This is a genomic window from Mariprofundus sp. EBB-1 (assembly GCF_003665155.1).
GTDB lineage: Bacteria > Pseudomonadota > Zetaproteobacteria > Mariprofundales > Mariprofundaceae > Mariprofundus.
In genome coordinates this window covers 24,819-51,740 of the sequence record NZ_RCFQ01000020.1, presented here as the reverse complement: position 1 = coordinate 51,740, position 26,922 = coordinate 24,819, and the positions used below count along the sequence as shown (strand labels likewise).

General features: G+C 47.0%; 24 protein-coding genes and 1 pseudogene. 9 read left to right on the top strand and 16 right to left on the bottom strand.

What is annotated here, in order from left to right:
• The 4 genes from D8Y20_RS09185 to D8Y20_RS09170 all read right to left on the bottom strand — a co-directional run.
• On the bottom strand, positions 1-1,717 hold a 1,717-nt coding region (locus tag D8Y20_RS09185; protein WP_121542979.1), incomplete at its 3' end, for a PAS domain-containing protein.
• 363 nt (positions 1,718-2,080) lie between these two features.
• Positions 2,081-4,198 carry a PAS domain S-box protein gene (locus D8Y20_RS09180; RefSeq protein WP_161957611.1) on the bottom strand — a complete coding sequence of 706 codons (2,118 nt, stop codon included), beginning with the start codon at positions 4,196-4,198 and terminating at the stop codon, positions 2,081-2,083.
• 120 nt (positions 4,199-4,318) lie between these two features.
• Complete coding sequence (locus tag D8Y20_RS09175) at positions 4,319-4,951, bottom strand: response regulator transcription factor (RefSeq protein ID WP_121542975.1); 633 nt, start codon at positions 4,949-4,951, stop codon at positions 4,319-4,321.
• Complete coding sequence (locus D8Y20_RS09170) at positions 4,948-6,723, bottom strand: ATP-binding protein (protein WP_121542973.1); 1,776 nt, start codon at positions 6,721-6,723, stop codon at positions 4,948-4,950. The genes D8Y20_RS09175 and D8Y20_RS09170 overlap by 4 nt, the downstream gene beginning before the upstream one ends.
• A gap of 196 nt (positions 6,724-6,919) precedes the next feature.
• Here D8Y20_RS09170 and D8Y20_RS09165 point away from each other — a divergent pair, with 196 nt between their 5' ends.
• The 7 genes from D8Y20_RS09165 to glgC are packed head-to-tail and all read left to right on the top strand — an operon-like array spanning position 6,920 to position 14,830.
• On the top strand, positions 6,920-7,873 hold the full coding sequence (locus D8Y20_RS09165; RefSeq protein WP_121542971.1) for a complex I NDUFA9 subunit family protein: 954 nt from the start codon (positions 6,920-6,922) through the stop codon (positions 7,871-7,873).
• Positions 7,870-8,487 carry a glycerol-3-phosphate 1-O-acyltransferase PlsY gene (gene plsY, locus D8Y20_RS09160; protein WP_236075370.1) on the top strand — a complete coding sequence of 206 codons (618 nt, stop codon included), beginning with the start codon at positions 7,870-7,872 and terminating at the stop codon, positions 8,485-8,487. Before D8Y20_RS09165 ends, plsY begins: the two co-directional genes overlap by 4 nt.
• Positions 8,488-8,540: 53 nt before the next feature.
• On the top strand, positions 8,541-9,614 hold the full coding sequence (locus D8Y20_RS09155) for a LysM peptidoglycan-binding domain-containing protein (protein ID WP_236075369.1): 1,074 nt from the start codon (positions 8,541-8,543) through the stop codon (positions 9,612-9,614).
• A 36-nt stretch (positions 9,615-9,650) separates the two neighbouring features.
• Entirely contained in the window at positions 9,651-10,754 is a 1,104-nt protein-coding gene (gene dprA, locus D8Y20_RS09150; protein ID WP_121542967.1) for a DNA-processing protein DprA, read from the top strand.
• A 54-nt stretch (positions 10,755-10,808) separates the two neighbouring features.
• Positions 10,809-13,058, top strand: a complete 2,250-nt coding sequence (topA, locus tag D8Y20_RS09145; protein WP_121542965.1) for a type I DNA topoisomerase — start codon at positions 10,809-10,811, stop codon at positions 13,056-13,058.
• Between the two features lie 11 nt (positions 13,059-13,069).
• On the top strand, positions 13,070-13,537 hold the full coding sequence (gene rimI, locus D8Y20_RS09140; RefSeq protein WP_201265601.1) for a ribosomal protein S18-alanine N-acetyltransferase: 468 nt from the start codon (positions 13,070-13,072) through the stop codon (positions 13,535-13,537).
• Positions 13,538-13,594: 57 nt separating this feature from the next.
• Positions 13,595-14,830: a glucose-1-phosphate adenylyltransferase gene (gene glgC, locus D8Y20_RS09135; protein ID WP_201265600.1), complete on the top strand. Its 1,236-nt coding sequence runs from the start codon at positions 13,595-13,597 to the stop codon at positions 14,828-14,830.
• A gap of 28 nt (positions 14,831-14,858) precedes the next feature.
• Here the strand turns inward: glgC and D8Y20_RS09130 are convergent, their stop codons facing one another.
• Positions 14,859-16,409 carry an FTR1 family protein gene (locus D8Y20_RS09130; protein WP_121542963.1) on the bottom strand — a complete coding sequence of 517 codons (1,551 nt, stop codon included), beginning with the start codon at positions 16,407-16,409 and terminating at the stop codon, positions 14,859-14,861.
• Between the two features lie 11 nt (positions 16,410-16,420).
• Complete coding sequence (locus D8Y20_RS09125) at positions 16,421-16,777, bottom strand: cupredoxin domain-containing protein (RefSeq protein ID WP_201265599.1); 357 nt, start codon at positions 16,775-16,777, stop codon at positions 16,421-16,423.
• Positions 16,778-16,818: 41 nt separating this feature from the next.
• On the opposite strand from D8Y20_RS09125, the gene D8Y20_RS09120 reads away from it, so the two are divergent.
• Both D8Y20_RS09120 and D8Y20_RS09115 read left to right on the top strand, forming a co-directional pair.
• Complete coding sequence (locus D8Y20_RS09120; RefSeq protein WP_121542961.1) at positions 16,819-17,199, top strand: DUF1778 domain-containing protein; 381 nt, start codon at positions 16,819-16,821, stop codon at positions 17,197-17,199.
• The gene (locus D8Y20_RS09115; protein ID WP_121542959.1) at positions 17,196-17,693 is read left to right on the top strand and encodes a GNAT family N-acetyltransferase; all 498 of its coding nucleotides are present in this window, start codon (positions 17,196-17,198) and stop codon (positions 17,691-17,693) included. The genes D8Y20_RS09120 and D8Y20_RS09115 overlap by 4 nt, the downstream gene beginning before the upstream one ends.
• Before the next feature lie 135 nt (positions 17,694-17,828).
• Here D8Y20_RS09115 and D8Y20_RS09110 read toward each other — a convergent pair whose 3' ends face one another.
• The 10 genes and pseudogenes from D8Y20_RS09110 to D8Y20_RS09070 form a co-directional block, all read right to left on the bottom strand.
• Positions 17,829-20,093, bottom strand: coding sequence for a heavy metal translocating P-type ATPase (locus D8Y20_RS09110; RefSeq protein WP_121542957.1), 2,265 nt, complete (start codon positions 20,091-20,093; stop codon positions 17,829-17,831).
• Positions 20,094-20,120: 27 nt separating this feature from the next.
• Positions 20,121-20,576 (bottom strand): DUF411 domain-containing protein, encoded by a 456-nt coding sequence (locus D8Y20_RS09105; RefSeq protein ID WP_121542955.1) that lies wholly within the window; start codon positions 20,574-20,576, stop codon positions 20,121-20,123.
• A 218-nt stretch (positions 20,577-20,794) separates the two neighbouring features.
• Positions 20,795-21,427: an HPP family protein gene (locus tag D8Y20_RS09100; RefSeq protein WP_121542953.1), complete on the bottom strand. Its 633-nt coding sequence runs from the start codon at positions 21,425-21,427 to the stop codon at positions 20,795-20,797.
• 34 nt (positions 21,428-21,461) lie between these two features.
• Entirely contained in the window at positions 21,462-22,226 is a 765-nt protein-coding gene (locus D8Y20_RS09095) for a cytochrome c biogenesis CcdA family protein (protein WP_121542951.1), read from the bottom strand.
• A gap of 26 nt (positions 22,227-22,252) precedes the next feature.
• Positions 22,253-24,802 (bottom strand): heavy metal translocating P-type ATPase, encoded by a 2,550-nt coding sequence (locus D8Y20_RS09090; protein WP_121542949.1) that lies wholly within the window; start codon positions 24,800-24,802, stop codon positions 22,253-22,255.
• 99 nt (positions 24,803-24,901) lie between these two features.
• On the bottom strand, positions 24,902-25,216 hold the full coding sequence (locus D8Y20_RS13830; protein ID WP_236075371.1) for a hypothetical protein: 315 nt from the start codon (positions 25,214-25,216) through the stop codon (positions 24,902-24,904).
• Between the two features lie 45 nt (positions 25,217-25,261).
• Positions 25,262-25,393 (bottom strand): annotated as a pseudogene (locus D8Y20_RS13930) (YHS domain-containing protein); the annotation flags it as partial.
• Positions 25,386-25,892: a hypothetical protein gene (locus tag D8Y20_RS09080; RefSeq protein WP_201265598.1), complete on the bottom strand. Its 507-nt coding sequence runs from the start codon at positions 25,890-25,892 to the stop codon at positions 25,386-25,388. The gene D8Y20_RS09080 and the pseudogene D8Y20_RS13930, both read right to left, overlap by 8 nt.
• Complete coding sequence (locus D8Y20_RS09075; protein ID WP_121542943.1) at positions 25,885-26,409, bottom strand: hypothetical protein; 525 nt, start codon at positions 26,407-26,409, stop codon at positions 25,885-25,887. The genes D8Y20_RS09080 and D8Y20_RS09075 overlap by 8 nt, the downstream gene beginning before the upstream one ends.
• Before the next feature lie 70 nt (positions 26,410-26,479).
• Positions 26,480-26,908 (bottom strand): DUF411 domain-containing protein, encoded by a 429-nt coding sequence (locus D8Y20_RS09070; RefSeq protein ID WP_370050661.1) that lies wholly within the window; start codon positions 26,906-26,908, stop codon positions 26,480-26,482.
• Positions 26,909-26,922: the final 14 nt, after the last annotated feature.

The window sequence follows — 26,922 nt, the reverse complement described above, 5'->3', positions numbered from 1 at the left end:
TGGATTCACGATTTTCTCTGTTCATTGTGATCGCAACAAGTTTAGAAGCATTTCTAATTTCATTTAACTGGTAATCATTAGGTTTGGTAGGCTTATCAAAATACATGGCAAAGGTACCGATCACATTACCATCCTGCCCTATAACAGGCTCAGACCAGCAAGTAACCAGCCCATGTTTTAGGATCAATTCTTTATAATCACCCCATAGAGGATCGCTTGCTATATCCTCAACAATCACCTCTTCTCTGGTAAAAGCTGCAGTTCCACATGATCCAACCGAAGGTCCGATAATCACCCCATCAATAGCTTTCAAATATGCTTCTGGAAGGTTTGGCGCACAAACATGGTGCAGTTGATTACCCCGTAATGCTAAAATAGTTGCATGCATGCCGGGGTTCATTTTTTCATGCAACAGACAGATAGTTTCATAGATCTGTTTCGAAGGTTTTCCTTCAGCGACCATCTCCAATATTTCAGCGCTGCATGCATTCAATTCTTCCATACGTTTTCGCTTTGTTATATCGACACTCGTGCCAGTTGCACGTAGAGGGTTTCCAGCATCATCATATTCCACAACCATTCCTCGGGTCAGGAACCATTTGTAACTGCCATCTATACTGCGCAACTGTTGTTCTACATTGTAAAATTTCGAGCGATTATTAGCCATCGACTCATAGGCCAACATGGTTGAATCAATGCTATCTGGATGAAGGTATTCAGACCAATCATTGAACTCATATCGATCTTTACCAACTTGCGTTTTGAGACCAAACATCTCCATAAGGCGCGATGAAACGATATTTGTCCCAGTCTGAAAATAATGATCCCAAACCCCTTCGCCTGCTCCATCCAGCGCAAACTTTAAGATTTGCTGGCTTTCACGTAACGCTGATTCTTTCTCTTTCAGATGAACATTTGCCTCTTCTAGCAAGGTATTCTGCTCAGTTATTTTTTCATTGATATGGTAAAGCTCTGATTCTTTACTCTTTCTCTCATGGATATTGTAAGTTACTCCGAGAAATCGTTCCCCCCTCTCACCATAACCATCATCTAAAATCTTGCCGAAACTGTAATACCAGACCCACTCCCCTGCTTTGGATTTAATTCTAAATTCGCACCCAGCATCTTTAGTTTCACCAGCCATATGATGGCTGATGGCAGATCGAAGCTTGGCAACATCATCCGGGTGAACGATGGAGTAGAAATCTTCCTTTGAAGATACCACGTCGCTCTCATGATAACCAAGTTCATCAATATAAAACCTAGTTGCAGTTCGAACGACTTCTCCCGTTAATAAATTGTTTTCCCAAAAGTCGAGGCCTGCTGCCTCCAAAGCAATTTCAAGATCTTCTAAGTGGTTACTGCGTGCCATGAGACTTTCGACCGAGGCAATAATGCCTATTGCCTGTTCATCTTCGAAAATGGCTTTCCCTCTTATCAGCACATATTGATATGAATCATGCTTAGCTTCACAACGGACACAAAGCTCATCATCTTCAACGCCAGAGCATAACCCATCAATGTAACCATTGAACTTGTTCCTGTCCTTAGGATGAATGCTTGTTATGTATGCGTTAAGCGTAAGTTTCACCGATTGAGGAGGCTTTCCAGTGCCCCTGTAATTCCCACTGTTCAAACGAACAGTTTGTTTTATTATGTCAATTTCCAATGATCGAATATCACTTATATATTCTGTTTCATCCTTCCCTACAATCATGTTAATTTGAACATAATCAAAGGGTCTTTTTCGTCAACTGCTAAAAGAGACACCAGCCTTTACGAGCATTAACCCTGAATAGAGGCAGACTGTCATATTTTGATATTTCATACTGGCAGCAGTTACCGTAAGAGGCCAGTAAGAAACCGATAAGAACCACCACACTTCAATGGGCCCTTATTCATCAAGTTTTTATTGAAAAGCACACTCTTTAAAGCTATCTGTTTTCTCACCATAACGGCGAGCTGCGCTTATCCAAATCAGTTGTCCTGCCTCTTTGTGTCCACCCTTACGGGTGCTAAGGCGTGCTTTAACAATAGCCCGATACTCTCGCCCACTCAGCTTGCCTGATCTTTTTCGACCTTAATCCACAGCCTCGCACATGGATTTCAACACTCCGTTCAGCTGCTCCATATTCCAGGGCTTATGCAGCACCAATGGACGCCTTCCCGATATCCCTTTCTGCGTTAAAGAGTCACCCAAATCATAACCCGTCATCAATACAACTTTCACCGAGTCGCCGCTGTACAACCAAATGGTCTCGGCAACCTCAGCGCCGCCAAGTTTGGGCATCACACAATCAAGAATCACCATCTTCACACGATCCTTTTGTTCCATATATAGCTGTAGAGCCTGCTCACCATCATAGGCAATCAGTACCTGATAACCGGCATCCTCCAACATTTCACGCATCGATTCACACAAGGTAGTATTATCATCTGCCAGTAGAATCAATTCACCATGACCCGGATGCATTTCAATATCATGCGATACAACAGACTCAACAGCTGTACAACTCATTGGCAAATAAATATCAAAACTGGAACCCTTACCTGGAGCGCTTGTCAAACCAATCCAGCCATTATGAATCTCTACACAGCCCATCACCATAGACATACCAAGACCAGTGCCTTTACCCTGTACCTTGGTGGTGAAATAGGGTTCAAAGATGCGTTCCCGGGTATTTTCATCCATACCTGAACCATTATCAGAGACCGAAATATGCACGCACTGCTCAGCGGCTTCATTGTCGCTGGCGGCGAGCGCTACCTTCACTTCAGGAGACAGGCTTTCCATATCCACGGCATAGATCGATAGGTTCACGATGCCACTACATTCCGTTTGCTCCTGTACCTCTTCAATCGCTTGAATAGCATTATTCACCAGATTAAACAGGCTACTTTGCAACAGCGATGGATCACCATGCAGCATCATTTTCACAGGATCAATATCCGTATGCAGGCTGATATTTTCAGGTGTTCTGGTCTGCAGTAATTTAACGGTCTCTTTGCCCAATATTTGCAAATCGAAATCATGTCTGTCGAGCGTCTGCTTGCGAGCAAAGACCAGCATCTGACGAATCAAATCAGCACCGCGATAGCCCTGCTCCTCAATCGCTTCAATACGGCGCACTGCATTGTCATTTTCAAGCATATTTTTTTTCAACAGATACAAATTGCCCATCATTGCGGCCAGCATATTATTAAAATCATGCGCAATGCCACCAGCCAGTGTACCAACTGCCTCCATTTTATGGGCATGGGCCAGTTTAGTTTCCATCTCTATGGATTCAGTCATATCACGAATCACGGCGAGATACATCTGCTCTCCATCATCACCTTCAACCATGGAAATAGTAGTCATCGCCGCATAAGGCCCCTGTTTGTCCCGCGACCACTGATTACGCCCGGACCATTGCCCATATTCCTTCAAAACATTCTGGACACGCTCCGCGCTCCATGCTTCATCACTCCAATAATGCCAGATCAGCGCACCTTTAAGCTGCTCTTTATCTAACCCCATCTGCTCCGTGAAGGCATGATTTACAAAATCGATACAGCCCTGCTTATCAAATATACAGATCATATCATCGGCTTGCTCCACAGCACTGACCAAATGTTCGATCTGTAGATTCAACGCTCTGGTTTCTGTCACATCATGCAATAATCCCAGCCAATAGCGTGGCTCACCACCAATACTGATTGGACTAAGGTGCATATCATTCCAGAATTCTGTGCCATCTTTACGTTTGTTTTTTAATATCGCATTAACTGGCTTAATCTCATTTAGCGCATTAATAATTTTACTTTGTCCTAGCTGAAACCCAAGGCCTTCACTTAAAAAGATCGGATCTTTTCCTCTCACTTCATCCAGGCAATAACCGGTAATGTCTGTGAATGCATCATTGGTGAAAATAATGGCATGATTCTGTGTCGGATCGGTAATAACCAGGCCAGCATGTGAATGTTCAGCAACGCATCGAAACAGAGCATCCTGCTCTCTTGCCTGCTGCAAAGGCCGCACAATCCACAGCTGTGCTACAGCCGTCGTAATCAGACCGAGAAGCAGTACATCAAGCAAATTCACCCATTCAGGCGGCACCGATGCAGGCAGTAGCTGAAAACCGATCATAATCAGCAACTCTGAACCCATAACAACGGCCAATAACTTCATCACCGGTTTAAACTGAGATATATTCATGAGCCCAATGATCATGACTTAGCCATATTATCTATATGGGTAAACCTTCACTGCAAGTGTAAGGAATTTCCTTACCTGGTGAGATTGCAACACCAACAACGTAATGTGCGACTGCAGATGCTAAGCGTTAATGATATTCAAACGAATGGCCAGACGAGCCAATTCTGCCCCTGTATTCAGACCCAATTTATTATATATCCGCGTTTGATGTGTGCCCGCGGTTTTTGGACTCAGATGCAACACATCGGCTACCTCTTTGACATCTTTGCCCGAAGCCAATAACACAAACACTTCAAACTCCCTGTCAGTCAACAAGGCCTGAGGAGTCCCTTCTCCTGCCCGCATACTACCAACCATCTCTTGTGCCAACATGGGGGCAACCCATGTATTTCCAGCTGCCACAGCACGCACGCCCTGCACCAACAGCTCAGGATCATCTGATTTACTGATATAGCCCATCGCCCCATATTCCATGGCACGCTTCACAAAAGCGACATCGTCAAACATGCTCATCACCAACACTTTGGCATCAGGATCACGCTTTAGCAGGCGACGCATAAAACCCAGGCCACCCTCACCCGGCATCGATATATCAGTAACCACAACATCCGGCTGTAAATCCAAATAGTGACTGTAGGCCTCTACACCACTAGCAGCTTCTCCAACAACAGTAATATCGAGTTCCGACTCAAGCATACTACGAAATCCTGCACGCACTACGGCATGATCATCAACCAGATAGACGCTAATCATCTCTCCTCCTGCACAGGAACAAGCACATCAATATGCACACCCTGACCTACGTTAGACACAATACTGATCTTTCCATGCAACAAATCTGTGCGTTCACGCATACCAAGCAGACCCAAACCAGTCTCTTCAATGACCGCCATGCCACAACCATCATCACTAATCTGCAAATGCAGAACGGATGCACTCACACCTCTGCCTTCAACGTCTAACATATCCAGAGAGACAGAGACTTGGGTTGCCTGTGCATATTTGGCTGTATTTGTTAACGCTTCCTGCACGATGCGGAACAGGTGAATATTTTGCATCTCATTCAAGTCGGGCAGTGTCTGTTCGCAACTAAACGCATACGCCAGGTTTTCCCGTTTAGCAAACTCGCTCAACATATCTTCAATCGCGGCAGAGAGACCCAGCCTATCTAAACTGGCTGGCCGCAAAATATGCAAATGACTGCGTACCGACCGCTGTATATGGCTGGTAATATCTCGAACCTGATGAATATCCGCAGCCACCTTTTCAAAATGGCCCTGTGCTACACCTTTCATTACGGCACCTAAATATGCTTGAATCGACGTTAACGATTGCCCCATATCATCATGCATTGAACGCGCCAGAGCCCGACGCTCCTCTTCCTGAATATTCATCTGGCTGCGCAGTAAATAACGTTTACTCTCATGTAAGATTTGTAGCTTTTGGTACACATTTTCCCGCTTTTCTTCTGAATTCACCCAAAGCCATGCCAACACAACCCATGCACACAGCAGGAACAGACTCAAGGCAATAAATGCAATCGAAACGTTACCCGTACGAGCATTCAGCTCATCACAAGAGACATAAGAGACAATAATCCAGTCATCCGCACCGCCCTGTTTCGGTGCCTCCTGATCAATCAACGCATAAGGCGAAATTGTAGCAAATGTAAACAGACCATGCTCGCTCAGAATCTGCCCATTGCGCTGTTTAACAATACTCTTCCACACACCCGGGAAAAGCGCTTCTAAGTTAGAATGTTTGCGCTGTTCAATCAACTCACCCCAGGTGAGCTTTTCATCAGCGGCATGAATAAAATAGCCATTCGCATTCAATAGCATATTTTCACCACTCACATCCGTGGCATCCAGGTAACGTTTAATCAACACATTACCGAGAAAATTGAGCACGACCACACCAACATTTGCACCTTCTTCATTAATCACTGGTGATGCATAGCGGATCACAGGTTTATAGGGCTGCTCAATATGACCTTGCTCAACATTCAGTGTGAATTTGGAGATAAAAACAAAGTCGGATGGCATATCTATTGTCTGTCTGAAATATGCATATGCACTTTTATCCTGCAGATCCTCTTTGACAGTCAATGTTGATTGACCATTGTTAAAGTTCGCCCGCACAACTTCATAACCATGACTGTCCAACAACCGAACCTGATCATACACGCCCATATATTTGGCAAACAGATAGAAATCTCCGCTTAACTCATCCAGAGTATATCCATCAGCGCCTTCCAACACATCCACTACTTCACTGTGCTTGGCCAGAAACTTTACATGCAATACCGCCTGCATAATCTCTGCACGGATATTATCGGCCTGACTTTCAATATGATGGGCCGTCTCCAAACGCGTGGCATCCATACCCGTCTGTTGTTCTGACTCAAACAGAAAATAACCGCTCAACACAATGATTCCAAGCACAGGTAAGGTAAGCAACAAAAACCGACACCACATAGATCGGATCTTTTTCACATGTGCAACAGGATCAGATGCCTTATTCATAACTCCATTGCTACCATATCATACACGAGATTGATAACGCCGTATGAAAAAACTTCTCTACATAACATTGGTACTTATCATATATTGAGGAGGGATTAGCAATCGACGCTTATATAAAGAACAATAGATCAGCACGCACATTGACCTTGGCGCATCGGGCCTCATAATTACACGTTAGTAAGTGGGAGGTTAAACCATGGGAAAGCGTGTTTGTATTATTGGCGGCAGCGGGTTTGTAGGGCGATCCATTGTTGACCAGGCCATTGCTGCCGGTCATCAGGTTAGTGTGGCATGCAGACACCCGGAAAGAGCTCGTGATTTACTGATTAAAGGTGTCAAACTGCATGCTGTCGATGTCACTGACGGGCGAGGCATGGATACAGCGCTAAAAAATCAGGATGTCGTCATTTATCTGGTTGGTTTGCTGTTTGAGAAAGGCCGTCAAAACTTTGCTTCTGCACACGTTGATGGTGTAGCGCGTACCATTACAGCCTGTAAACAGGCTGGCATAAAACAGTATATTCATATGAGCGCATTAGGTGCAGGCGATGTCATCGAAAGCAGTTATGCCTCTACGAAAGGTGAAGCCGAATCACTGGTGCGTGATTCAGGCCTGAACTGGACCATTTTCCGCCCATCAATCATTTATGGTGCAGGCGATAATTTTTTCAATAAATTCAAAGCCATGTCAGCCCTGCTGCCGATCATGCCTGTAATTTCCGGTAGCTCTCTATTTCAACCAATATGGGTTGAAGATGTAGCACGTGCATTTGTATGCAGCATCGGCAATAAACATGTATCCGGTCAACGTTATGATTTAGGTGGCCCTAAAGCGTATAGTTTCCAAGCGATGTTAGAGCTTTTAATGAACACATTGGATCGCAATCGCCTGCTCATTCCAGTACCTGGTTTTGCTGCCAAACTCATGGCTACCTTTACCGGCATACTACCAACACCACCTATCACGCTGGATCAACTTAAATTACTGAGCCATGATAATACCATTGATGGTGAAGCGTTCCCGACTCAATTCGGCACAGCATCTGCTCTTGAGCAGATATTACCAAGCTATATCGGCCAATCTCAAGCTGAAGAACTTCAGCAACGCTTGGACAGTAGCCGCCAGCATTATCGCAAGGGTGGCATTTGAACCTTCCAATGCTGGATTTGGCCGGGGCGGTACTCGCAGCCTATCTGTTAGGTGCAGTCCCTTTCGGACTACTGCTATCCAAATTAATCAGTGGGCAGGATCCACGCCAACATGGCAGCGGCAATATTGGCGCTACAAACGCCATGCGTGCCGGTGGCAAGCTGGTGGGGGCACTCACCCTACTGGCTGATATCGCCAAAGGAGCACTACCTGTGGCGCTGGCCATTATATTCAAACTGCCTGAAGCATGGATTGCGGCCATTGCTGTAGCCACTTTTGTCGGCCATATCTTCCCCGTATATCTAAACTTTCAGGGCGGTAAAGGTGTCGCCACCATGTTAGGTGTCATGTTGCCATGGCAACCTCTGGCTGCTCTGTTTGGCATATTGATTTGGATTACCGCCCTCAAAATCAGCCATTATGTATCGCTGGCTTCCATTTTAGGGGCATTAGCATTGCCACTATTGATCGCATGCACCAACGATTCTATTCCAGCCCTGCTAACTGGTATGCTTTTTGCATCTCTGGTAACAATCAAACATTCCAGTAACATCAAACGGTTGATCGATGGCACGGAGTCATCCACCAAGAGCAAACAAAATGTCAGCTCTTAACAGAAAGGTATGATATTAAAGTTGCAGCAAGCCACTGATGCCGGGAGGCAAGCATGATAAAAAAACCGATATTATATGCGACTTACAAGTCGATGATGCTAACACTGATGATAGGGCTTTTTTGCCTCAGCCCTGCTCTGCTTCATGCTGCCACATTACATACCGATGCTGCTGACAACAAAAGCATGAAAGCCGATATCAGCAAACCGTATGTGGTAAAAAAGGGTGACACGCTCTGGGATATTGCCAACCACTTTTTCAAGGATCCGCACAAATGGCTTAAAGTGTGGGAACGCAACATGCATATCACCAATCCTGATCTCATTTATCCGGGCAACCAAATCTGGTTTGATGGTAAAAACATGCGCCAAGGCGGGCTAAGTCTGGTCAAACCGACACCGCAAGTGATCATCAAACCGGTTGAACGACTCGAAGCAATAACAGATAACTCTATCATGCTGACCGCCCTTGAGCGTCAGGACTTTATACAGCCTGATCAAGTGCAGGGGGTTGGGCATGTGCTCGACTCAAAAGATGACCGACTTAACTTCGGCGCCAATGACCATGTCTATTTGAAAATGGATCATGCCACCAACGCCGGTAGCTTGTTCGATGTGTTCCGCACTGCCGATGTTATAACAGACCCCAACAGCGGTGAAGCGGCAGGCGTACTGGTTGAACACTTGGGTCAGATTCGCATCACCTCTGGAGACAACGGCATTTATCGCGGCCTGGTTATCAAAGCATTTGAAGAAATATCACGTGGTGATCGCCTCAAACCCGCACGTGAGATTAACCAGCACATCACTCCAAGCTATGCCAATCAACGCTTAACAGGCTCAATCATGTATATCCGCAACAATGCCCGGGAAGCTGCACAGAATCAGGTCGTAGGTATCAGTCTCGGCATCAATGATGGCATCAAAGCAGGCATGCTTATGTCTGTGCATAAGTCAGGTCGCCTGGTCAACAATAAGGTTGATGGTGGTGTCGCACTGCTACCAACAGAAAAAGTTGGCGAGCTTTTGGTTCTTGTACCACAACAGCGGGCATCGATTGCCCTGATCACCAAATCCACAGCCCCTGTGAATATTGCTGATGCGGTTCAAACCATCATTGAGCCATAAGTAAACATACTTACTTCATAGACACTCAGCAGAAAGATGATTTCTGATCGCGCAATACAATGGCTCAGGCTATCGATGGTGCGCGGTATCGGTTCGGTTACAGGGCGAAAACTTATCCACGCTGTCGGCAATATGGATACCTTATGGCATTTATCAAACGCAGATCTGACTCGGCTCAATGGTATAAGCCCCCAGGTGCTTGCAGCACTGGGTGAAAGTCACCCGGACAGTACACAAAAAATGCTGGAGTACTGTCACAACAATCACATAGGGCTGCTATGCCCTGACGATGAAACATGGCCTGAATCATTATCTCAGCTTGATGATGCTCCGCTACTACTTTTCTACCATGGCGATGTGCATGCCTTAAATACGCAACAGATACTGGCAGTGGTCGGAGCACGCAGAGCCAGCCGGGAAGGTATATTAATAACACGGCGCTGGTGCCGCTACCTGTCCGAGCAGAGCACCACCATTGTCAGCGGCATGGCCTATGGCATTGATGCCGCCGCACATGGTGGCGCGCTGGAAGGCAGTGCGGCCACGATTGCCGTACTAGGTTGCGGTTTAGGCACACTCTCCGAGCAACAGCAAGATCAAGTCGCTGCCATTGCTGCACAAGGCTGTGTAGTGAGTGAATTTCTACCCACCGCCACGGCAAGACCCGAACATTTCCCGCGCCGCAACCGAATCATTGCCGGATTAAGCCATGCCACACTTGTCATGGAAGCCGATGTACGATCCGGTTCCCTCATTACGGCCAGACAAGCACTGCAATATGGTCGCGAGGTATTTGCCGTGCCCGGCTCCGTCTTGGGAGGCAAACATGCAGGTTGTCATCAACTGATACGTGACGGTGCAGCACTGATAGAAAATGCTGAAGAGGTATTGCAAACCATGGGGTGGGGCGTCCATGCAACAAACGCAAACCAGCATAAAAAATACCATCCAGCCGATTCAGCAGAGCTAAAATTATTACAAATATTGGCTGCTGAAAGTATGCATTTGGATCATATTTCAGAATCTTGCGGCTTGACCGTACCTGAGCTTTCCCCCATCTTGCTGCGCCTTGAGTTGCAGGGTGTGATAGAACGCCTGCCGGGTAGCCGATATATATTAACCTGCACGATCTCAAAATAGTATCGGTCACGTATCAAGATAGAGGTGGATTTCACCTGTGGAGTAACGGTATACATGAGCGCAGTTGTTGTAGTGGAATCACCAGCCAAAGCCAAAACCATCGAAAAATATCTGGGTAAAGGTTATAAAGTCTTAGCCTCCTACGGTCATGTACGTGCTTTCCCAAAGAAAGACGGCTCCGTTGATCCGGAAAATGATTTCGCTATCAAATACCAGGTTATTGATGATAAAAAGAAACGCCTTGATGCCATAGATAAAGCGATGAAACGGGCTGACACCCTGATTCTCGCAAGCGATTTGGATCGCGAGGGTGAAGCTATTGCCTGGCATGTAGCTGAAGTCTTGCGCGAACGTGGTTCTTTAAAAGATAAACAGATTCAACGCATTACCTTTAACGAAATCACCAAAAAAGCCATTACTACTGCGGTAGAAAATCCTACCGAAATAGATATGAAAATGGTCGATGCACAGCAGGCACGCAGTGCGCTTGATTATCTGGTTGGTTTTACCCTATCGCCGTTATTATGGCGCAAGATTCGCAGTGGTCTGTCCGCCGGGCGTGTACAATCGGTTGCGCTACGACTGATTTGTGAACGCGAAGAGCTCATCAAAGCATTCAAACCAAAAGAGTTCTGGACGATTGATAATGAATGCAGTGTCAACAACGCAGCCTTTCAGGCTCAACTGCAAGCCGTGGATGGCAAAGCGCTGACTAAGTTTTCAATCTCTGATGGTGTCAGCGCCAAAGTCATGGCTCGCCGTGTTGAAAAGGGTACGTTTGAAGTCAGCGATGTGCAGAAGAAACAGGCCAGACAACAGCCCTCACCACCGTTCATCACTACTACCCTGCAAATGGATGCATCCCGCAAACTGGGCTTCACTGCCAGAGCCACCATGCAGGTTGCGCAAAAGCTGTATGAAGGTATTGAAGTTGACGGTGAACTGGTCGGCCTGATCACCTATATGCGTACCGATTCGGTGAATCTGTCTGACGATGCTGTAGCTGAAATGCGCGCACATATCAGCAGCGAATATGGCGCTGAATATATGCCGGACAAACCGCGCAAGTTCAAAACCAAGAGTAAAAATGCTCAGGAAGCGCATGAAGCGATTCGCCCTTCTTCCATTTTACGCACTCCTGATGCGATGAAAAATCAGCTCACTGCCGATGCGTTGAAGCTATACACTCTGATCTGGAAACGTGCCCTGGCCTCACAAATGTCCCCGGCGGTACTTGATCAGGTACGTGCAGACATCTCTTCAAATGATTTAACACTCAGGGCTACCGGTTCTACGCTGGCATTTCCCGGCTTCCGCAAGCTCTATATCGAAGGCACCGATGAACCCGGAAAAGATGATAATGATCGTCTCCTGCCTGTTCTCGCCGTAGGTGATGCCATCACCATTAAAGAAGCCAACGCCAAGCAGCATTTCACCGAACCTAAACCGCGTTTTTCTGAAGCCACCTTGGTCAAAGAACTTGAAGCCAATGGTATTGGCCGCCCATCTACTTATGCCTCCATCTTGAATGTATTGCGTGTACGTGAATATGTAGAGATGGAAAAGAAACGCTTTGTACCTACCGATACAGGTGAGTGGGTAAACAAATTCCTGGTCTCATCTTTTGGCGCCATCGTAGATCCTACATTCACAGCTTCCATTGAAGATAAGCTGGATGCGGTCGCCAATGGCGATAGTGGCTGGAAACCGGTTTTGCGTGAGTTCTGGGCTCCGTTCAAAATCGCTGTTGATCTGGCTGCTGATGCCGAACGACCATCAGAAGCCACCGAAGAGAAGTGTACTGAATGCGGCAAACCAATGGCAATCAAGCTTGGCCGTTATGGTAAATTCCTGGCCTGTACCGGTTATCCTGAATGCAAACAAGCACGACCGCTGCCGGGTAAAGAGGGCGAGCAAAGCGAACCGGAAATGACTGACCAGAAATGTGAAAAATGTGGTTCAGGCATGGTGATTAAAGCAGGCCGATACGGCAAATTCCTCGGCTGTTCGGCATATCCTGAATGTAAAAACATTCAGCCTTTGGAAAAACCTAAAGATACCGAAGTGCCATGCCCACAATGCAAAAAAGGCACATTTTTGGAGAAGAAATCCAAACGCGGAAAAATATTTTATTCCTGCTCATGTTATCCAAAATGTAAAAACGCCCTGTGGAATGAACCTATTCCTCAACCTTGCCCGGAATGCAAAGCGCCATTCATCACCCGCAAAGAGACCAAGCGCCACGGTAAACAACATGTCTGTGCTACCGAAGGTTGTGGCTGGAAAGAACAGATCGAAGATTAATCGCCCTTCGTATGTCTGGCATGCATGAACACATCACCCTTCGCGCAGGCAATAGCGAGGATGTTGAAGCTGTTTATCAGCTTAATAGAGAAGTGTTTTCAGAGTGCTGGTCAAGAGCATCGATCTATTCAGCTATCGAATCCGGTTATGATCTGCAGCTCTGTGAATCACAGGGTTGTATCATCGCTTATCTGCTTAGCCTGATCGTGTTAGATCAAGTGGAGATCATGCAAATCGCAGTGTCTTCTGATTACCGCAGACAAGGCTTAGCCAGCCGCATGACAGATAATATTGTGGCCTCTCATCCAGAGGTTACCAGCATGATATTGGAGGTACGCCTCTCCAATGATGCAGCCAGAGCATGTTATGCACGGCTCGGCTTTGAAGAGGTAGGCTATCGCAAAAATTATTATGCTTCCGATGCATCAGGCTTTTGCGAAGATGCCGTATTGATGACCAGAGAGATTGATAACGCGTAGTATTTATAAAATGCAGCGACTATAGTCACCTCACGTATTCAATAAGGAGGTGTATGCATGCTTGCTGGCAGTATCATGAAAAACACCATGGCCATCGTGCTCGCCGGTGGCACAGGCTCAAGGCTGGCGCCATTAACCCAGCACAGGGCCAAGCCTGCAGTCCACTTTGGCGGCAAATACCGCATCATCGACTTCACACTCTCCAACTGTTTGCATTCAGATATTCGCCGTATTCTGGTCTTAACCCAGTACCGATCCCACTCCATGCATAAACATTTGCGCAATGGATGGAATATTTTAACCCCTGAAATGGGTGAATATATCACGGCCATTCCGGCTCAAATGAAACATGGCAATCACTGGTATGAAGGTACAGCCGATGCTGTCTATCAAAATATCGATCTACTACGCTGGAATAGCGCCAAATACATCATCATTCTTTCCGGTGATCATATCTACCGCATGGATTATGCGGCCATGCTCAAGGATCACATAGAGCAAGACGCTGAAGTAAGTATTGCCTGCAAAAGAGTACCTCGCCAGCAAGCCTCTGAATTCGGTGTTGTGGATGTTGATGAGAAGCTGAATATCTCAGCTTTTACCGAAAAACCTGAACATCCAACCTCTGTTCCTGACGATCCGACTCAATCCTTAATTTCCATGGGTATTTATATTTTTAATAAGAAAAATCTCATCGAACGACTTGAGGCTGACAGGGATGTAGCAAACTCAAAACATGACTTTGGTCATGATATTATTCCGGCATGGATTGAACATGGTCATGTGAACGCCTACCTCTTTGATAACGTCATGGGTCGTGTATCTTCTGATAACTACTGGCGAGATGTCGGCACGCTGGATGCTTATTTTGAAGCCAATATGGATCTACTGAAAAACGTTCCCCCACTCAACCTACATCAGAGCGATTGGGCTATCCGTACTTACAATGCTCAACATCCTCCCTGCCGCACCGGCCCTTCAGATACAGGCATCAATGAGCTGTTGAACAATGTTATCATGTGCAGTGGATCTTTGATCATCGGCGCTACCATCAAGGATTCTATTCTGGCTGCCGAGGTACAGGTAGAGGCCGGCGCGATCATTGAAAGCTCAATTATTTTTAGTGATGTGCATATTGCTGAGGGGGTCAAACTGCGCCGCTGCATTGTGGACAAACATGTAAGAATTCCTGCCGGTGAACAGATCGGCTTTAACAGGCAGCGTGATTCAGCCCGGTTTACCGTAACCGAATCCGGCATCACGGTTATTCCTGCCGGTTATCGATTTACTTGATTAGATAGTATTTAGCAGCAACGACCTCTTAAAACTCATACCCCAGAATACACTTCACTGATCCTTGCGCTGAGGCTGTCGTTAGACCAAACAGATAACCTACTTCATAATTTATCCCGTTGTGGAATTTACCCGTTAACACCGGGCCGACTTGATGTGTTTGGCTGGATAAAGGACTTGTATTACCAAATTCACCCAGTGCTGCATACATTTCTATACCCGGCTCAAGATAACGCTTCCAGCGCCAGTTGCTCTTCCAACTGTAAGCTACGGTCGTATTCTTCACAGCCTTCGCTCCCAGCTCCTTTTTTAAAATCAGATTGAATGTATTACTGAGGCGGCCACTTTCTTTTTCAAGCAGCAGTTTAAATTCAAAGGCATCCGGTTTATTCAATGAAGCCTGAGGAATGATATATTCAAAATACAACCCAGCATCCAGATATCGCTCACCCTGCTCAAACAGCTGATATATATTTTCCCATTTTAAGCCCTGATATGCAAAAGCCTGCCCCGGTCGCTTTCTGAAATCGCCATAGATGGCTGTCATCCAACGGTCAGTGACACCAAACTCCATTTCAAACTGATGACGCGCATTCGTATTCTTGGCCGGATCAGCATCGATATCATAATCCAGTGAATACTCAAATTCGACCTCACCCTGTTCAACGATCGGCGAATACACTTTCTTCGCTTCTGCATCTGATGGCAACATAGAAACACTGCAAAGCAAGAGCATCACCGCTGCCGTAACAACCGCCTTTTGCGGTGCTTTTTTCGGCGCTGACTTCTGCCACCGCACCGCCATCCATGTCAAAGAGATGGTCATCACAAATGCCAACACCTGCATGCCACTAGGCCGATCATCATAACCCATCAAGGCATGCAACACCTGTCCTAGAGCACTACGCTCAGAAATCATAGCGGAAGTATTCCAGACTGTTTGCCCCAGCGCCGGTAGCTCATCAATCATGACCAGATAAGATACGCCTTGCGAGGCCATGCCTGCAGCCAACAACACAATCAAAAACGTGACTACGGAAAACACATGCCTGATCGGTAGTTTGATCAGACTGCGGTAGAGCACCACCGCCACCAGCACGCCGAGCACAATGCCAATACCTGCTCCACTTAACATTGCAACGCTTCCTGCGCCGCCTGTTGCAGCCACACCATGCAGAAACAGCACCACTTCAGCGCCTTCTCTGGCTACCGCCAGTGCAACTACCGTTGCCAATATCCATGCACTTGAACTATCGACCTCATCCGCCTTACAAACCTGACGAATGCGTGTCGATATTTCCCGGCCATGTTTACCCATCCAGATCGCGGTCCAGCTCATCAACAGTGCCGCAGTCAGTAGTACCGTAGCATTGAAATATTCCTGTCCCATGCCCTGCATGGATGCAGCGATAAACTCAGCACCTAAAGCCACGATCATTGCAGTAAATAGACCTGCTAGAAGACCGCCATAAATCCAACGTGCGCCAATATTCACTTCGCGCGCTGCAGCGGTCGCAATACCAACCACCAGCATCGCCTCCAGCACTTCACGAAATACAATTATCAGAGTGGATAACATGACAGCCCCCCCTACTTCACAATCAGGCGGCCCTGGGCCGTCTCTGCATTGAATTCACCAAAGAAGGGGTAGGTGCCAGCATCCAGTGGAGAGAGGAAAACAGTGATACGGGAGTGACCTGCCACAATTTTTTCTCGATTAAGTTCATAGCTTTCGAACTCTTCCGGTGTGGCGTCTTTATTAATGACTATCAGGCGATGCTTCTCATCGGCACTGATTTCCAACTCACTCGGAATAAAACGGTGATTTTCAATGATAATCTCATAATTAGCAGCACTAACCAAGCTGGGAAATGCAAAGCTTCCCAGCAGCCCCATTATCAGAAAGACCCCTTTAATATTACTGCTATATACATTAGTCATATTCATCTTATACCTCATAGTCGAATGATAATGATTATCAATAGCGCATGTCAATGATAATCATTATCATTAGCGATGCCTTGTTGGGAATCCCGTCTATTGTACGAATAAAAGTAATTGTGCTACCTTTCGATCATATTGGAGGTAACAATATGGCTGTAAGTCAAACCAGAGATGCTCGATTAGAGTTACGCATGTCGAAGGACATCAAGAGCATGCTGCAACAAGCGGCTGATGCGATGGGTAAAAAGCTCAGTGAATTTGTTGTTGATTGTGCCCGCCATGAAGCAGTGGAAGTGATGGCTGATCGCAGATTATTTCTGCTCGATGATCAACAGATGGCCGCATTTGAAGCTGTACTGGAACGTCCTGTTCAGTCGAATGCTAAGCTGAAAAAGCTAATGAACGAAAAAACTCTTTTTCAGTGAGTTTTTCTGTACCGGAAAAGCTTTCGGATCAGAGTAATGTCGCGGCATTCGATTGTGGCAACTATGATCTGAATCGGTTTCTGAAATCACATGCCTTCATCAATCAGCGATCCGGAAATTCAACCACCTACGTAAGCTGTAACGCCGGCCATGTGGCCGGATTTTACACCATCACCCTCTCCTCGGTCAGCCATAAACATGTACCCGCCAACATCACCGCCGGCCAGCCCCGCTACCCTATTCCTGTCATTCTGCTGGCACGTCTAGCTGTTGATCAACAATACCAAGGGCAAGGTATGGGCAAAGCGCTGCTCAAAGATGCCATGCTGCGAACCCTAATGGTCGCCGATATTGCCGGTTGTCGGGCATTTCTCGTTCATGCCAAAGATAAGCAGACCAAACAGTGGTATCAACAGTTCGGCATGCAAACCTCTCCTACCGACCCATTGCATTTATTACTTCCACTCAACGACCTAAGAGAGGCAGTAAGTTAGCTCCATTTAGCGGCTACCTAATGCGGTATCAATTTAATGTTTAATTGTCCTGTTTTTGACCGCATATCAAAAATATCAGTGTTTTATTATCGTATTAGCTTATTGTTGCTATAGGAATGAGGGCCCTGACAACCACTACAACTTGGTCGAACGTAACCTCAGTGCATTGGTGATGACAGAGACCGAACTGCAACTCATGGCTGCTGCTGCGATAACGGGTGACAATAGTAAGCCAAAGAAGGGATAGAGAATCCCTGCCGCAATGGGTACACCTGCGGAATTATAGACGAAGGCGAAGAACAGGTTCTGGCGAATATTTTTCATGGTGGCGCGTGATAAACGGCGCGCCCGCACAATACCATTCAAATCACCTTTGATCAGGGTGAGTCCGGCCGACTCCATCGCTACATCGGTGCCTGTCCCCATGGCAATGCCAACATGGGCTTGCGCTAACGCAGGTGCATCGTTGATACCGTCACCTGCCATCGCAACGATATTGCCTTCATCCTGTAGTTGTTTGATGACTGCCGCCTTTTGCTCTGGCAGTACTTCGGCTTCAAAATGTTTAATACCTAATTTAGTAGCAACAGCTTGAGCTGTATGATGGTTATCACCGGTCAGCATCACCACTTCTATGCCTTCATCATGCAAAGCTGTGATGGCTTCCTGTGTCGTAGTCTTGATCGGGTCAGAGATACCGATCAAACCGGCCAGTGCTCCATTCACTGCAAGATAGATGACGGTTTCACCAGCCTGCTGATGCTGTTCAACCAGCTCCGCATGCTCGCAGATCTTAATGTCTGCATCGTTCATCAGTGTTGCATTACCGAGCAGGAGTGTTTGTTGATTCATCAAACCTTGAACGCCTTTTCCAGGCAGTGCAGCAAAATCGTCCACTGTTTCTAAGGAGAGCTCGCGCTCTTTGGCGGCCTCTAGCACGGCTGCGGCTAACGGATGTTCACTGCCTTGCTCCAGACTTGCAGCCTGCGACAGCAGATCATCTTCAGCCATAGCGCCAATAGAATGTAATGTACTCAGACTAGGTTTTCCTTCGGTCAGGGTACCCGTTTTATCCACTACGACGGTAGTGACCTTTTCCAGCATCTCCAACACTTCGGCGTTTTTGATTAAGATGCCTGCTGTCGCACCGCGACCTGTGCCCACCATGATTGAAATCGGTGTCGCCAAACCCAGCGCACATGGGCAAGCGATCAGCAACACACTCATCATGGTGGTAAAAGCGTAAACAGATGATGGTTCAGGGCCGAAAAACCACCAGATGACAAAGGTCAGCAGAGCAATAGAGATAATCGCAGTGACAAAGATGCTGGCCACACGATCAGCCAATTTGGCAATGGCCGGTTTACTGGCCTGAGCGATGCGCACGGTATCAATAATGTGGGCCAACACCGTATCATGGCCAATCTGTTCGGCCTGAATCAGCAGCGAACCTGTGGCATTGATGGTGCCACCAATCACGGCATCACCAGCACTTTTGAGCACCGGCATGGACTCACCGGAGATAATTGATTCATCCAGTACGCTTTGGCCTTCTGTCACACGCCCATCGACAGGCACTTTTTCACCCGGCCGCACACGTAGAATATCCCCTACCCGCACCTGTGAAATGGGAATATCGATCTCGACTGTCCCGTCATCGGCATCACGAACCAGCCGGGCATCTCTGGCTTGCAGTCCACAGAGCAGGCGAATCGCCTCCCCAGTCTTGCCTTTGGCGCGCGACTCTAACCACTGACCAAGATTGATCAGGGCTAAAATAATCAGAGCAGCTTCAAAATAGGTATGGCGGGCGGCTTCAACAATCAGATCGGGGTTGATCACCAGTACAGTCGAGTAACACCAGGCAGAGGCCGTACCCAGGCCAATGAGTGTATCCATACTGCCACTGCGATATTTAAAACCACGCAGCATACCTCTGTAATAATCAAAACCAGTGGCCAGCATGATCATAGCCGTGATCAGTGCGACCCCGATCCAGAAAACAGTATGATCTGCGCTTATGGCAGGCAACAGCCCTGCCATATTGGCGGCCATCAGCCCAAAACCAGCCACACCTGCGACCAGCACCTGTAATAGTCGTTTTTTACTCTGCCCATCCTGCTCTGTGGATGTCTCGGGCCGGACATTCACATCATCAGAAACAGACAGGCGTGTTGCTTCCCTACCCGTATTGGCGATGGCTGCAATGACAGCATCGCCCAACTCATGCATTCGGCCTACGTGATCTGCATGGACAAAGATAATGGCTGTGTGATCGGCAAGACTGACGCTCGCCTGCGCCACCCCATCAACACTATCAATAGCCGCTTCGACTTTACTGATACAGCCGGCACAACGCATATCGCTAACCGACAGACGAATGACAGGCTGTTCGTTCATGATTAGAACTTAAGCCCTAACATACAATCAATAATGAGCGTAAACAGATGTTGTGCCGTCATGATTCAACGCCAGCACATCATAGCCCTTGGGTTCCTGACCTTTTTTCTGCATACCAGGTGAATTCATCGGCATTCCCGGTGCAGTCAGACCAATGATATCAGGCCGCTCTTTTAACAAACGTTGTACATCAGCAGCAGGCACATGCCCTTCAATCAAATAACCACCAATCACACCGGTATGACACGATGCCAATTTTTCAGGCATACCAAGCGTCCTTTTAATTTCGCTCATATTGTCATGTGTCTTTTCAACGACTGTAAAGCCATTATCCTTCATATGAGCGCCCCATTCTGAGCAACATTCACAGTTTGCTGACTTATGCATCACGACTTCGGTTGCATCACCCTCATTGATCTTGGCTACAAACAATCCAACACTAATCATCAAGATGGCTCCAAGGCCCACTTTTATCGCATTCATTGATCACTCCTTCATCAAACCGATAGCTTCAAAAAGCTAATCGTATAAAAAACTATTCAGATTGTTGCGGATGCTTCTACATTTCATATAAAAATCAACCGCTGCCAAAAATGACAGGGCCTAAGCTTCGGAAACAACAGCACCGCCAAGATAATGCGCGGCAAGCTAGCACTCCATCAACCTTGTTTTATCTCAAACCGGTTACTGTGGATGCATGTTCATGACCAAAGGTTCAAATCAAAATGAACCATTACAGCCTTGAGAATATCACTTCGCGTAATCATACCAACCAATTGACCCTCGTCCGTGATCGGCATGGCTCCGATACGTTGTTCTACAAAAAGTCTGGCGATATAACGTGCATCCGTGTCCACAGATGCACTAAGCACATTGCCCTTCATGATCGTCTCAACCGTTATCTCTTGTTTGTCCTTGGCGCAGTGCACACACACATTGCCCGAACCACACATGCAACGCACAATATCCCTGTCCGAAATCATACCAACAAGCTGATATTCATCCGAAAGCACGGGAATGTGACGAAACTGACTTGACTCTAACTCTTTCAGCGCCACAGCTACGCTCGCACTCGACAACACATAAACTACGGAAGTAGTCATAATTTGCACAGCTTTAAGGGATGGATTTTTTTCGCTTATCGTTTCTGCACTGTGATACTGTTGCAGCCCTGCTGCGGAGTGAGATTCGCTTCCTGTATGAACATTGGAGTTTGTTTTAGCTTTAATCCCTTGCATGGCAGAAATCGCAGCCGGTTTCGTTACCGCAGGACGTACAAACAGCCTCTCCAAAGGAATAGGATCAGTTGCACCCGGGCCATATACAGTAAACATCGTGACACCTCTCTAAGCTAGGAATCTGTCGGACTTATGGTGCTAAATCTGAAAAAGCACCTTCGATATCAGCCAAAGCTGGAAACCAATCAATCAACCACGCCGAGATCACACTGAAACTACCAAAGAAAATCAATAGACCTACAGCAATCAATAACACACCCGATATCTTTTCAATTATAGCCAGATGCCGTTTAAAGCCTTGCGACCAACGCAAAAACGAATCGGTCGCCAGCGCTGCCAATAAAAAAGGAATCGCCAAACCCAGCGAATAGGCCAGCAAGAGAAAAATTCCATTTAGCATATTGGTCTGACTGCCAGCCACCGCAAGAATCGCGCCGAGAATGGGGCCAATGCAAGGTGTCCAGCCAAAGGCAAAAGCCGAGCCTAAAATCAACGCGCCGATCCCTTTGTTGGAATTAACGCCTCCAGCATCAAAACGCGCATCCATCATCAATAATTGAATCCGAATCAGTCCTGTGTAATGCAAACCAAACACCACAATAATTGCACCGGCAACTTTTCCTAGCATATCCATATGACTGAGCATCCATTGCCCCAGCAATGTCGCGGACGCACCGAGCGCAATAAACACCAGACTAAAACCCGACACAAACCACAACGACTGCATCAATGCCCTCCGCCGCACACCTGCCGATGCCTCATCATGTTGACGCAATTCATCCACTGACACGCCGGAAATATACGACAAATAAGCCGGCACCAACGGCAATACGCACGGTGATAAAAACGATAACAAACCGGCAAGCAGGGCTCCTGCCCATGTGACTTCAATCATTTACTACTCCTGTTATTATTTTTGCACTACAGCTTCGTATTACGCAATCGCAGCGCGTTGGTGATCACGGAAACGGAGCTAAAACTCATCGCTGCTGCGGCAATCACCGGCGAGAGCAACAGGCCAAACATCGGATACAGTGCACCGGCTGCAATCGGCACACCTGCTGAATTATAGATGAATGCGAAAAACAGATTCTGGCGGATGTTTTTCATGGTGGCGCGTGATAAACGGCGCGCCCGCACAATACCGGTCAAATCACCTTTAATCAGTGTGACACCGGCTGATTCCATAGCCACATCCGTACCAGTGCCCATGGCAATACCGACATGCGCCTGTGCTAGAGCCGGCGCATCATTGATGCCATCGCCCGCCATGGCCACGGTTTTACCTTCCGCCTGCAAGGCTTTCACTACGGCTGCTTTTTGATCCGGTAACACGTCAGCCTCGAAACGTTCAATCCCCAATTTCGCAGCAACCGCTGCTGCCGTATGATGATTGTCCCCGGTCAGCATCACCACTTCAATACCCTCATCGCGCAGCTCTTTGATGGCATCCGGTGTCGAAGCCTTGATCGGATCCGATACGCCGATCAAGCCAATTAACTGATGATCCGCAGCCAAATACATCACCGTTTCCCCGGATAATTGATGTGTTTCGACATCGGATGATACGGCCTGGATATCAACCTCATAATCCTGCATCAGTCTGGCATTGCCCAGCAACACGCTCCTGCCACCTATGTTCGCCTGCACACCTTTGCCTGTCACTGCTGTGAAATCTTCAACACGTTGCAATTTCAATTTGCGTAGCTCGGCTCCCGCGACAATCGCCGCTGCCAATGGGTGTTCACTGGCTCGCTCGAGACTTGCGGCCAGCATCAACACCTCATCTTCAGCAATATCGGCTGTGGCCAGTACCGTACTAAGACTTGGCTTGCCTTCGGTCAGCGTACCCGTTTTATCCACCACGACCGTATTGACCTTTTCCATGATCTCCAACGCTTCGGCGTTTTTGATCAGCACCCCTGCTGTCGCCCCGCGACCTGTGCCAACCATGATTGAAATCGGTGTCGCTAGGCCCAAGGCGCACGGGCAGGCGATAATCAGCACGGCAACGGCATTAATCATCGCATGTGCCAAACGAGGCTCCGGACCAACAAAAAACCAGACAGTAAAAGCCAGTGCCGCAATGCCAATCACCACAGGGACAAAGAAGCCTGCCACGGTATCGGCCATCTTCTGTATAGGGGCACGTGAACGCTGGGCATCAGCCACCATGTTTACAATTTGTGATAATAAGGTGTCCGCACCCACTTTTTTAGCCTGCATCAACAACGAACCATTGGCATTGACTGTTGCACCGATCAGTTTTTCACCTACAAATTTCTCAACCGGAACAGGCTCACCGGTCACCATGGATTCATCCACCAGACTTTCACCTTTGGTAACAATGCCATCAACCGGCACTTTTTCGCCCGGACGAATGCGCAGCGTGTCACCTACCTGCACGTCTTCCATCGGCACATCCACTTCCTCACCATCGGCTTTGACCAGCCGCGCTGTTTTCGGTGCCATGCCGAGCAATAATTTGATTGCTTCATTGGTACGGGAACGGGCGCGTAGCTCAAGCACCTGTCCCAACAAAACTAGCGCTGTAATCACTGCTGCAGCTTCAAAATAGACATCAACAAGCCCACCTTCCATCTGCATCAAAGGAGGGAACAGATCGGGAAAGAGCAATGCAACAACACTGTAAATCCATGCCACCCCGACACCCAGACCAACCAGTGTGAACATGTTCAGGTTCCATGTTTTCAGAGAGAGAGCAAAACGTTCGAAAAACGGCCAGCCACCCCATAGCACAACAGGGGTCGCCAAACTAAATTCAATCCATTGTACCGTGCCCATTCCTAAACCGGACGGCAACCAAGATGGAGCCAGATCTGCGATCATAGCCAGAAAAAATACCGGAATAGCCAATACTGCAGCAAGCTTGAAACGGCGCGTCATATCATCCAGTTCGGCATGATCTTCTTCAGCAGTCACGGTGCGCGATTCGAGCGCCATACCACACTTGGGACATAAGCCCGGCACATCGCTAATCACTTCAGGGTGCATGGGACAGACGTATTCTGTTTTTTCATGCAGTGTCGGCGCAGCCATCGGCTCCAAAGCCATGCCACAGACTTTACACGTACCCGGCCCCTGCTGCTCCTGACCCGGACACATCGGGCAAAAGTATGTGGCATCAGGATTATCAGCAACGTCGGTTTTATGTTCATGATGTTTATCACAAGCGTGCTGGCTGGTTGTATATGTATCCGGATCTACTGAAAATTTATCTTTACACTTCCCACTACAAAAACGGTAAGCAATATTCTGATGTTTAACGCGGTGTACCGACTCCGGTTTCACATGCATGCCGCAAACAACATCTATCGTAAACTGCTCAGGTCTAGCCTCGAACTTCTCCTGACAAGAAGCACTACAAAAATGCCATGTATGACCATCAAATTCAGTATGGTCCTGAGATTTTGGATTTACTTCCATGCCACAAACCGGATCAATATTCATTATATTGCCTCCATTTACTACTTCCTATTCGCTGCTTCACCAAGTGAAATAAAGTGAAACAAGAGATACCACCTCACACGATTGAACACATCATTTATGCTAAACCTTTGCTGGTGCTTTATTGCAACAAGCCGCATCCGATGCCGCTAAATTATCCAGTTCAGTTTCTTCAATATAATGAATCCAGCTACGTTTAAATCGCGTAGCCCAGCCTGCCCCCATCGATGCACCAGCCTTAATCAAGACCGCTTCAATTTGCTCGGCATGCACTTCGAGCAAATCATAATCAATAGAAACTCTGCCACCTTCAAGCACAACATTGTGCACACTCATCAGTTGATTCAAGTGCATCAGAAGCGTCTCACGGTTAAGCCCTACCACGGGTTCGGCAAGCAGGAAGGTTCGACGTTTCAAGATGCATTTTCCTACGTTTTTGATTGACGATTTACCGAGATATAATCTGGGCCGTGCTAAAAAATTCTCTTTGCATTGTTCAATGCAAAAATAATACGTCGTACCGAGATGATCAGCCCATAGATTGGAAGTATTTACTTCCATTCCACAAACTGGGCATTGATGCAGTTCACTCATGATAGACGCGTTCAGGGTAATACACGCCAGAAGAATACGATTTACCCTGATGCTCAAAAGAGACTGTCAACCAATGCTGCCCCATCTCATGGCTAAGATTATACAAGGCCATATACCAAGCACCCATTTGCATCATCGGCGCTTTTTTCTGAATCGTGCCATCGGGATGTTTGACATCGGCGTAAAGAGTGAGATCAGTAATGGCCTGCCCGTCTTTTTCAACGCTCACCATAAGATGATAATTTTCGCGACTAAATCCTTCACCTTCAGGGGCAGGCATAACATGAAAAATAAACACATAGCCATCGCGAACACCTTTTCTAGTCACAAAAAAGCTATGTTCATGATCCATACTTTTGGCGATCGAATTATGCGCCGCTTTCTCGCTTTTTGGGGTTTGAGCATGTTGCTGCAATGAACATGCTGCAAATGAAACTAATAAGCCCATGAGAAGAAGATATTTCATGACTGGTCTCCTATTATTAATGACCTTATTCATGCGTCATCTCATGAGAATGACTTTTTTCATGAACTGAAATCATTTCTGAATAATGAACACCACCAAAATGCTTTTTCCCATCCGGTGTTTTAAACAGCACCATTAACTGGTGCTCGCCCTTGTGTCCCAGATCGTAACCGGCCATATACCAGTCGCCCATCTTCATCATCATTTTTGATTCGGATTTACCATTGGGGTGTGTCACCTTTGAATTCACGGTTAAATCGCCAAGAGCCGTGCCATCTTTTTCCACCTTGATCAAATAATTATGCGTGCCGCCATGCTGCATATTCTTTTTCACTGCCATGGCATGAAAGCTGACGGCATATCCATCAATATCCTTTTTTTCAAGGAACATGCCCTTCTTCATTGAGCTCATCTGCTGCGAATCTTTATCCCCATGCAATGGCCCATGGTAATGAACACCATGTATTTTCCTTGTATCATCATTTGCCGAAGCAATCTGCACTGATGCCAACAACAGCATGCCTGCAATTATTAATATCATTTTTTTCATACTGTTCTCCTATATTCCTTATTCTTCAATATGATCAAATAGGCTGCGCTTTTAGCCAGCCAACCCATCCTTAATATTTATGAAACACAGTGGTGTTGCCATCCTTGTCAAAGGCCAACACATCATAAGCTTCAGGTTTTTGACCCACAGTTTGCATGCCCGGAGATTTCATCGGCATACCCGGTGCAGTCAGCCCGACAACATCAGGTCGCTCTTTGAGCAAGCGTTCAACATCGGCTGCTGGCACATGCCCTTCAATGACATAACCATCGACGATAGCGGTATGACAGGAAGCCAGTTTATCGGTTACCTCGTATTTGGATTTGATCACATCCATGTCGTCACGTTTATGCACCACGACTGTAAAACCATCTTTGCGCAAATGCTCAGCCCATCCAGTGCAACAATCACATGTTGGGGGCTTATACATCACCACTTCCGGCTTGAGTGGTTGCGCTGACTGCTTGGTTGACGATACGGTAGCAGTAGTCGTGGCCATTGCTGCGGTGTTTT

Excerpts from the sequence above, each read along its gene's own strand:
- D8Y20_RS09180 (WP_161957611.1), bottom strand. The coding sequence starts at position 4,198 with ATGAATATATCTCAGTTTAAACCGGTGATGAAGTTATTGGCCGTTGTT.
- D8Y20_RS09175 (WP_121542975.1), bottom strand. The coding sequence starts at position 4,951 with ATGATTAGCGTCTATCTGGTTGATGATCATGCCGTAGTGCGTGCAGGA.
- D8Y20_RS09170 (WP_121542973.1), bottom strand. The coding sequence starts at position 6,723 with ATGAATAAGGCATCTGATCCTGTTGCACATGTGAAAAAGATCCGATCT.
- D8Y20_RS09165 (WP_121542971.1), top strand. The coding sequence starts at position 6,920 with ATGGGAAAGCGTGTTTGTATTATTGGCGGCAGCGGGTTTGTAGGGCGA.
- D8Y20_RS09155 (WP_236075369.1), top strand. The coding sequence starts at position 8,541 with ATGATAAAAAAACCGATATTATATGCGACTTACAAGTCGATGATGCTA.
- dprA (WP_121542967.1), top strand. The coding sequence starts at position 9,651 with ATGATTTCTGATCGCGCAATACAATGGCTCAGGCTATCGATGGTGCGC.
- topA (WP_121542965.1), top strand. The coding sequence starts at position 10,809 with ATGAGCGCAGTTGTTGTAGTGGAATCACCAGCCAAAGCCAAAACCATC.
- rimI (WP_201265601.1), top strand. The coding sequence starts at position 13,070 with ATGTCTGGCATGCATGAACACATCACCCTTCGCGCAGGCAATAGCGAG.
- glgC (WP_201265600.1), top strand. The coding sequence starts at position 13,595 with ATGCTTGCTGGCAGTATCATGAAAAACACCATGGCCATCGTGCTCGCC.
- D8Y20_RS09130 (WP_121542963.1), bottom strand. The coding sequence starts at position 16,409 with ATGTTATCCACTCTGATAATTGTATTTCGTGAAGTGCTGGAGGCGATG.
- D8Y20_RS09125 (WP_201265599.1), bottom strand. The coding sequence starts at position 16,777 with ATGAATATGACTAATGTATATAGCAGTAATATTAAAGGGGTCTTTCTG.
- D8Y20_RS09120 (WP_121542961.1), top strand. The coding sequence starts at position 16,819 with ATGTCAATGATAATCATTATCATTAGCGATGCCTTGTTGGGAATCCCG.
- D8Y20_RS09110 (WP_121542957.1), bottom strand. The coding sequence starts at position 20,093 with ATGAACGAACAGCCTGTCATTCGTCTGTCGGTTAGCGATATGCGTTGT.
- D8Y20_RS09105 (WP_121542955.1), bottom strand. The coding sequence starts at position 20,576 with ATGAATGCGATAAAAGTGGGCCTTGGAGCCATCTTGATGATTAGTGTT.
- D8Y20_RS09100 (WP_121542953.1), bottom strand. The coding sequence starts at position 21,427 with ATGTTTACTGTATATGGCCCGGGTGCAACTGATCCTATTCCTTTGGAG.
- D8Y20_RS09095 (WP_121542951.1), bottom strand. The coding sequence starts at position 22,226 with ATGATTGAAGTCACATGGGCAGGAGCCCTGCTTGCCGGTTTGTTATCG.
- D8Y20_RS09090 (WP_121542949.1), bottom strand. The coding sequence starts at position 24,802 with ATGAATATTGATCCGGTTTGTGGCATGGAAGTAAATCCAAAATCTCAG.
- D8Y20_RS09080 (WP_201265598.1), bottom strand. The coding sequence starts at position 25,892 with ATGAATAAGGTCATTAATAATAGGAGACCAGTCATGAAATATCTTCTT.
- D8Y20_RS09075 (WP_121542943.1), bottom strand. The coding sequence starts at position 26,409 with ATGAAAAAAATGATATTAATAATTGCAGGCATGCTGTTGTTGGCATCA.
- D8Y20_RS09070 (WP_370050661.1), bottom strand. The coding sequence starts at position 26,908 with ATGGCCACGACTACTGCTACCGTATCGTCAACCAAGCAGTCAGCGCAA.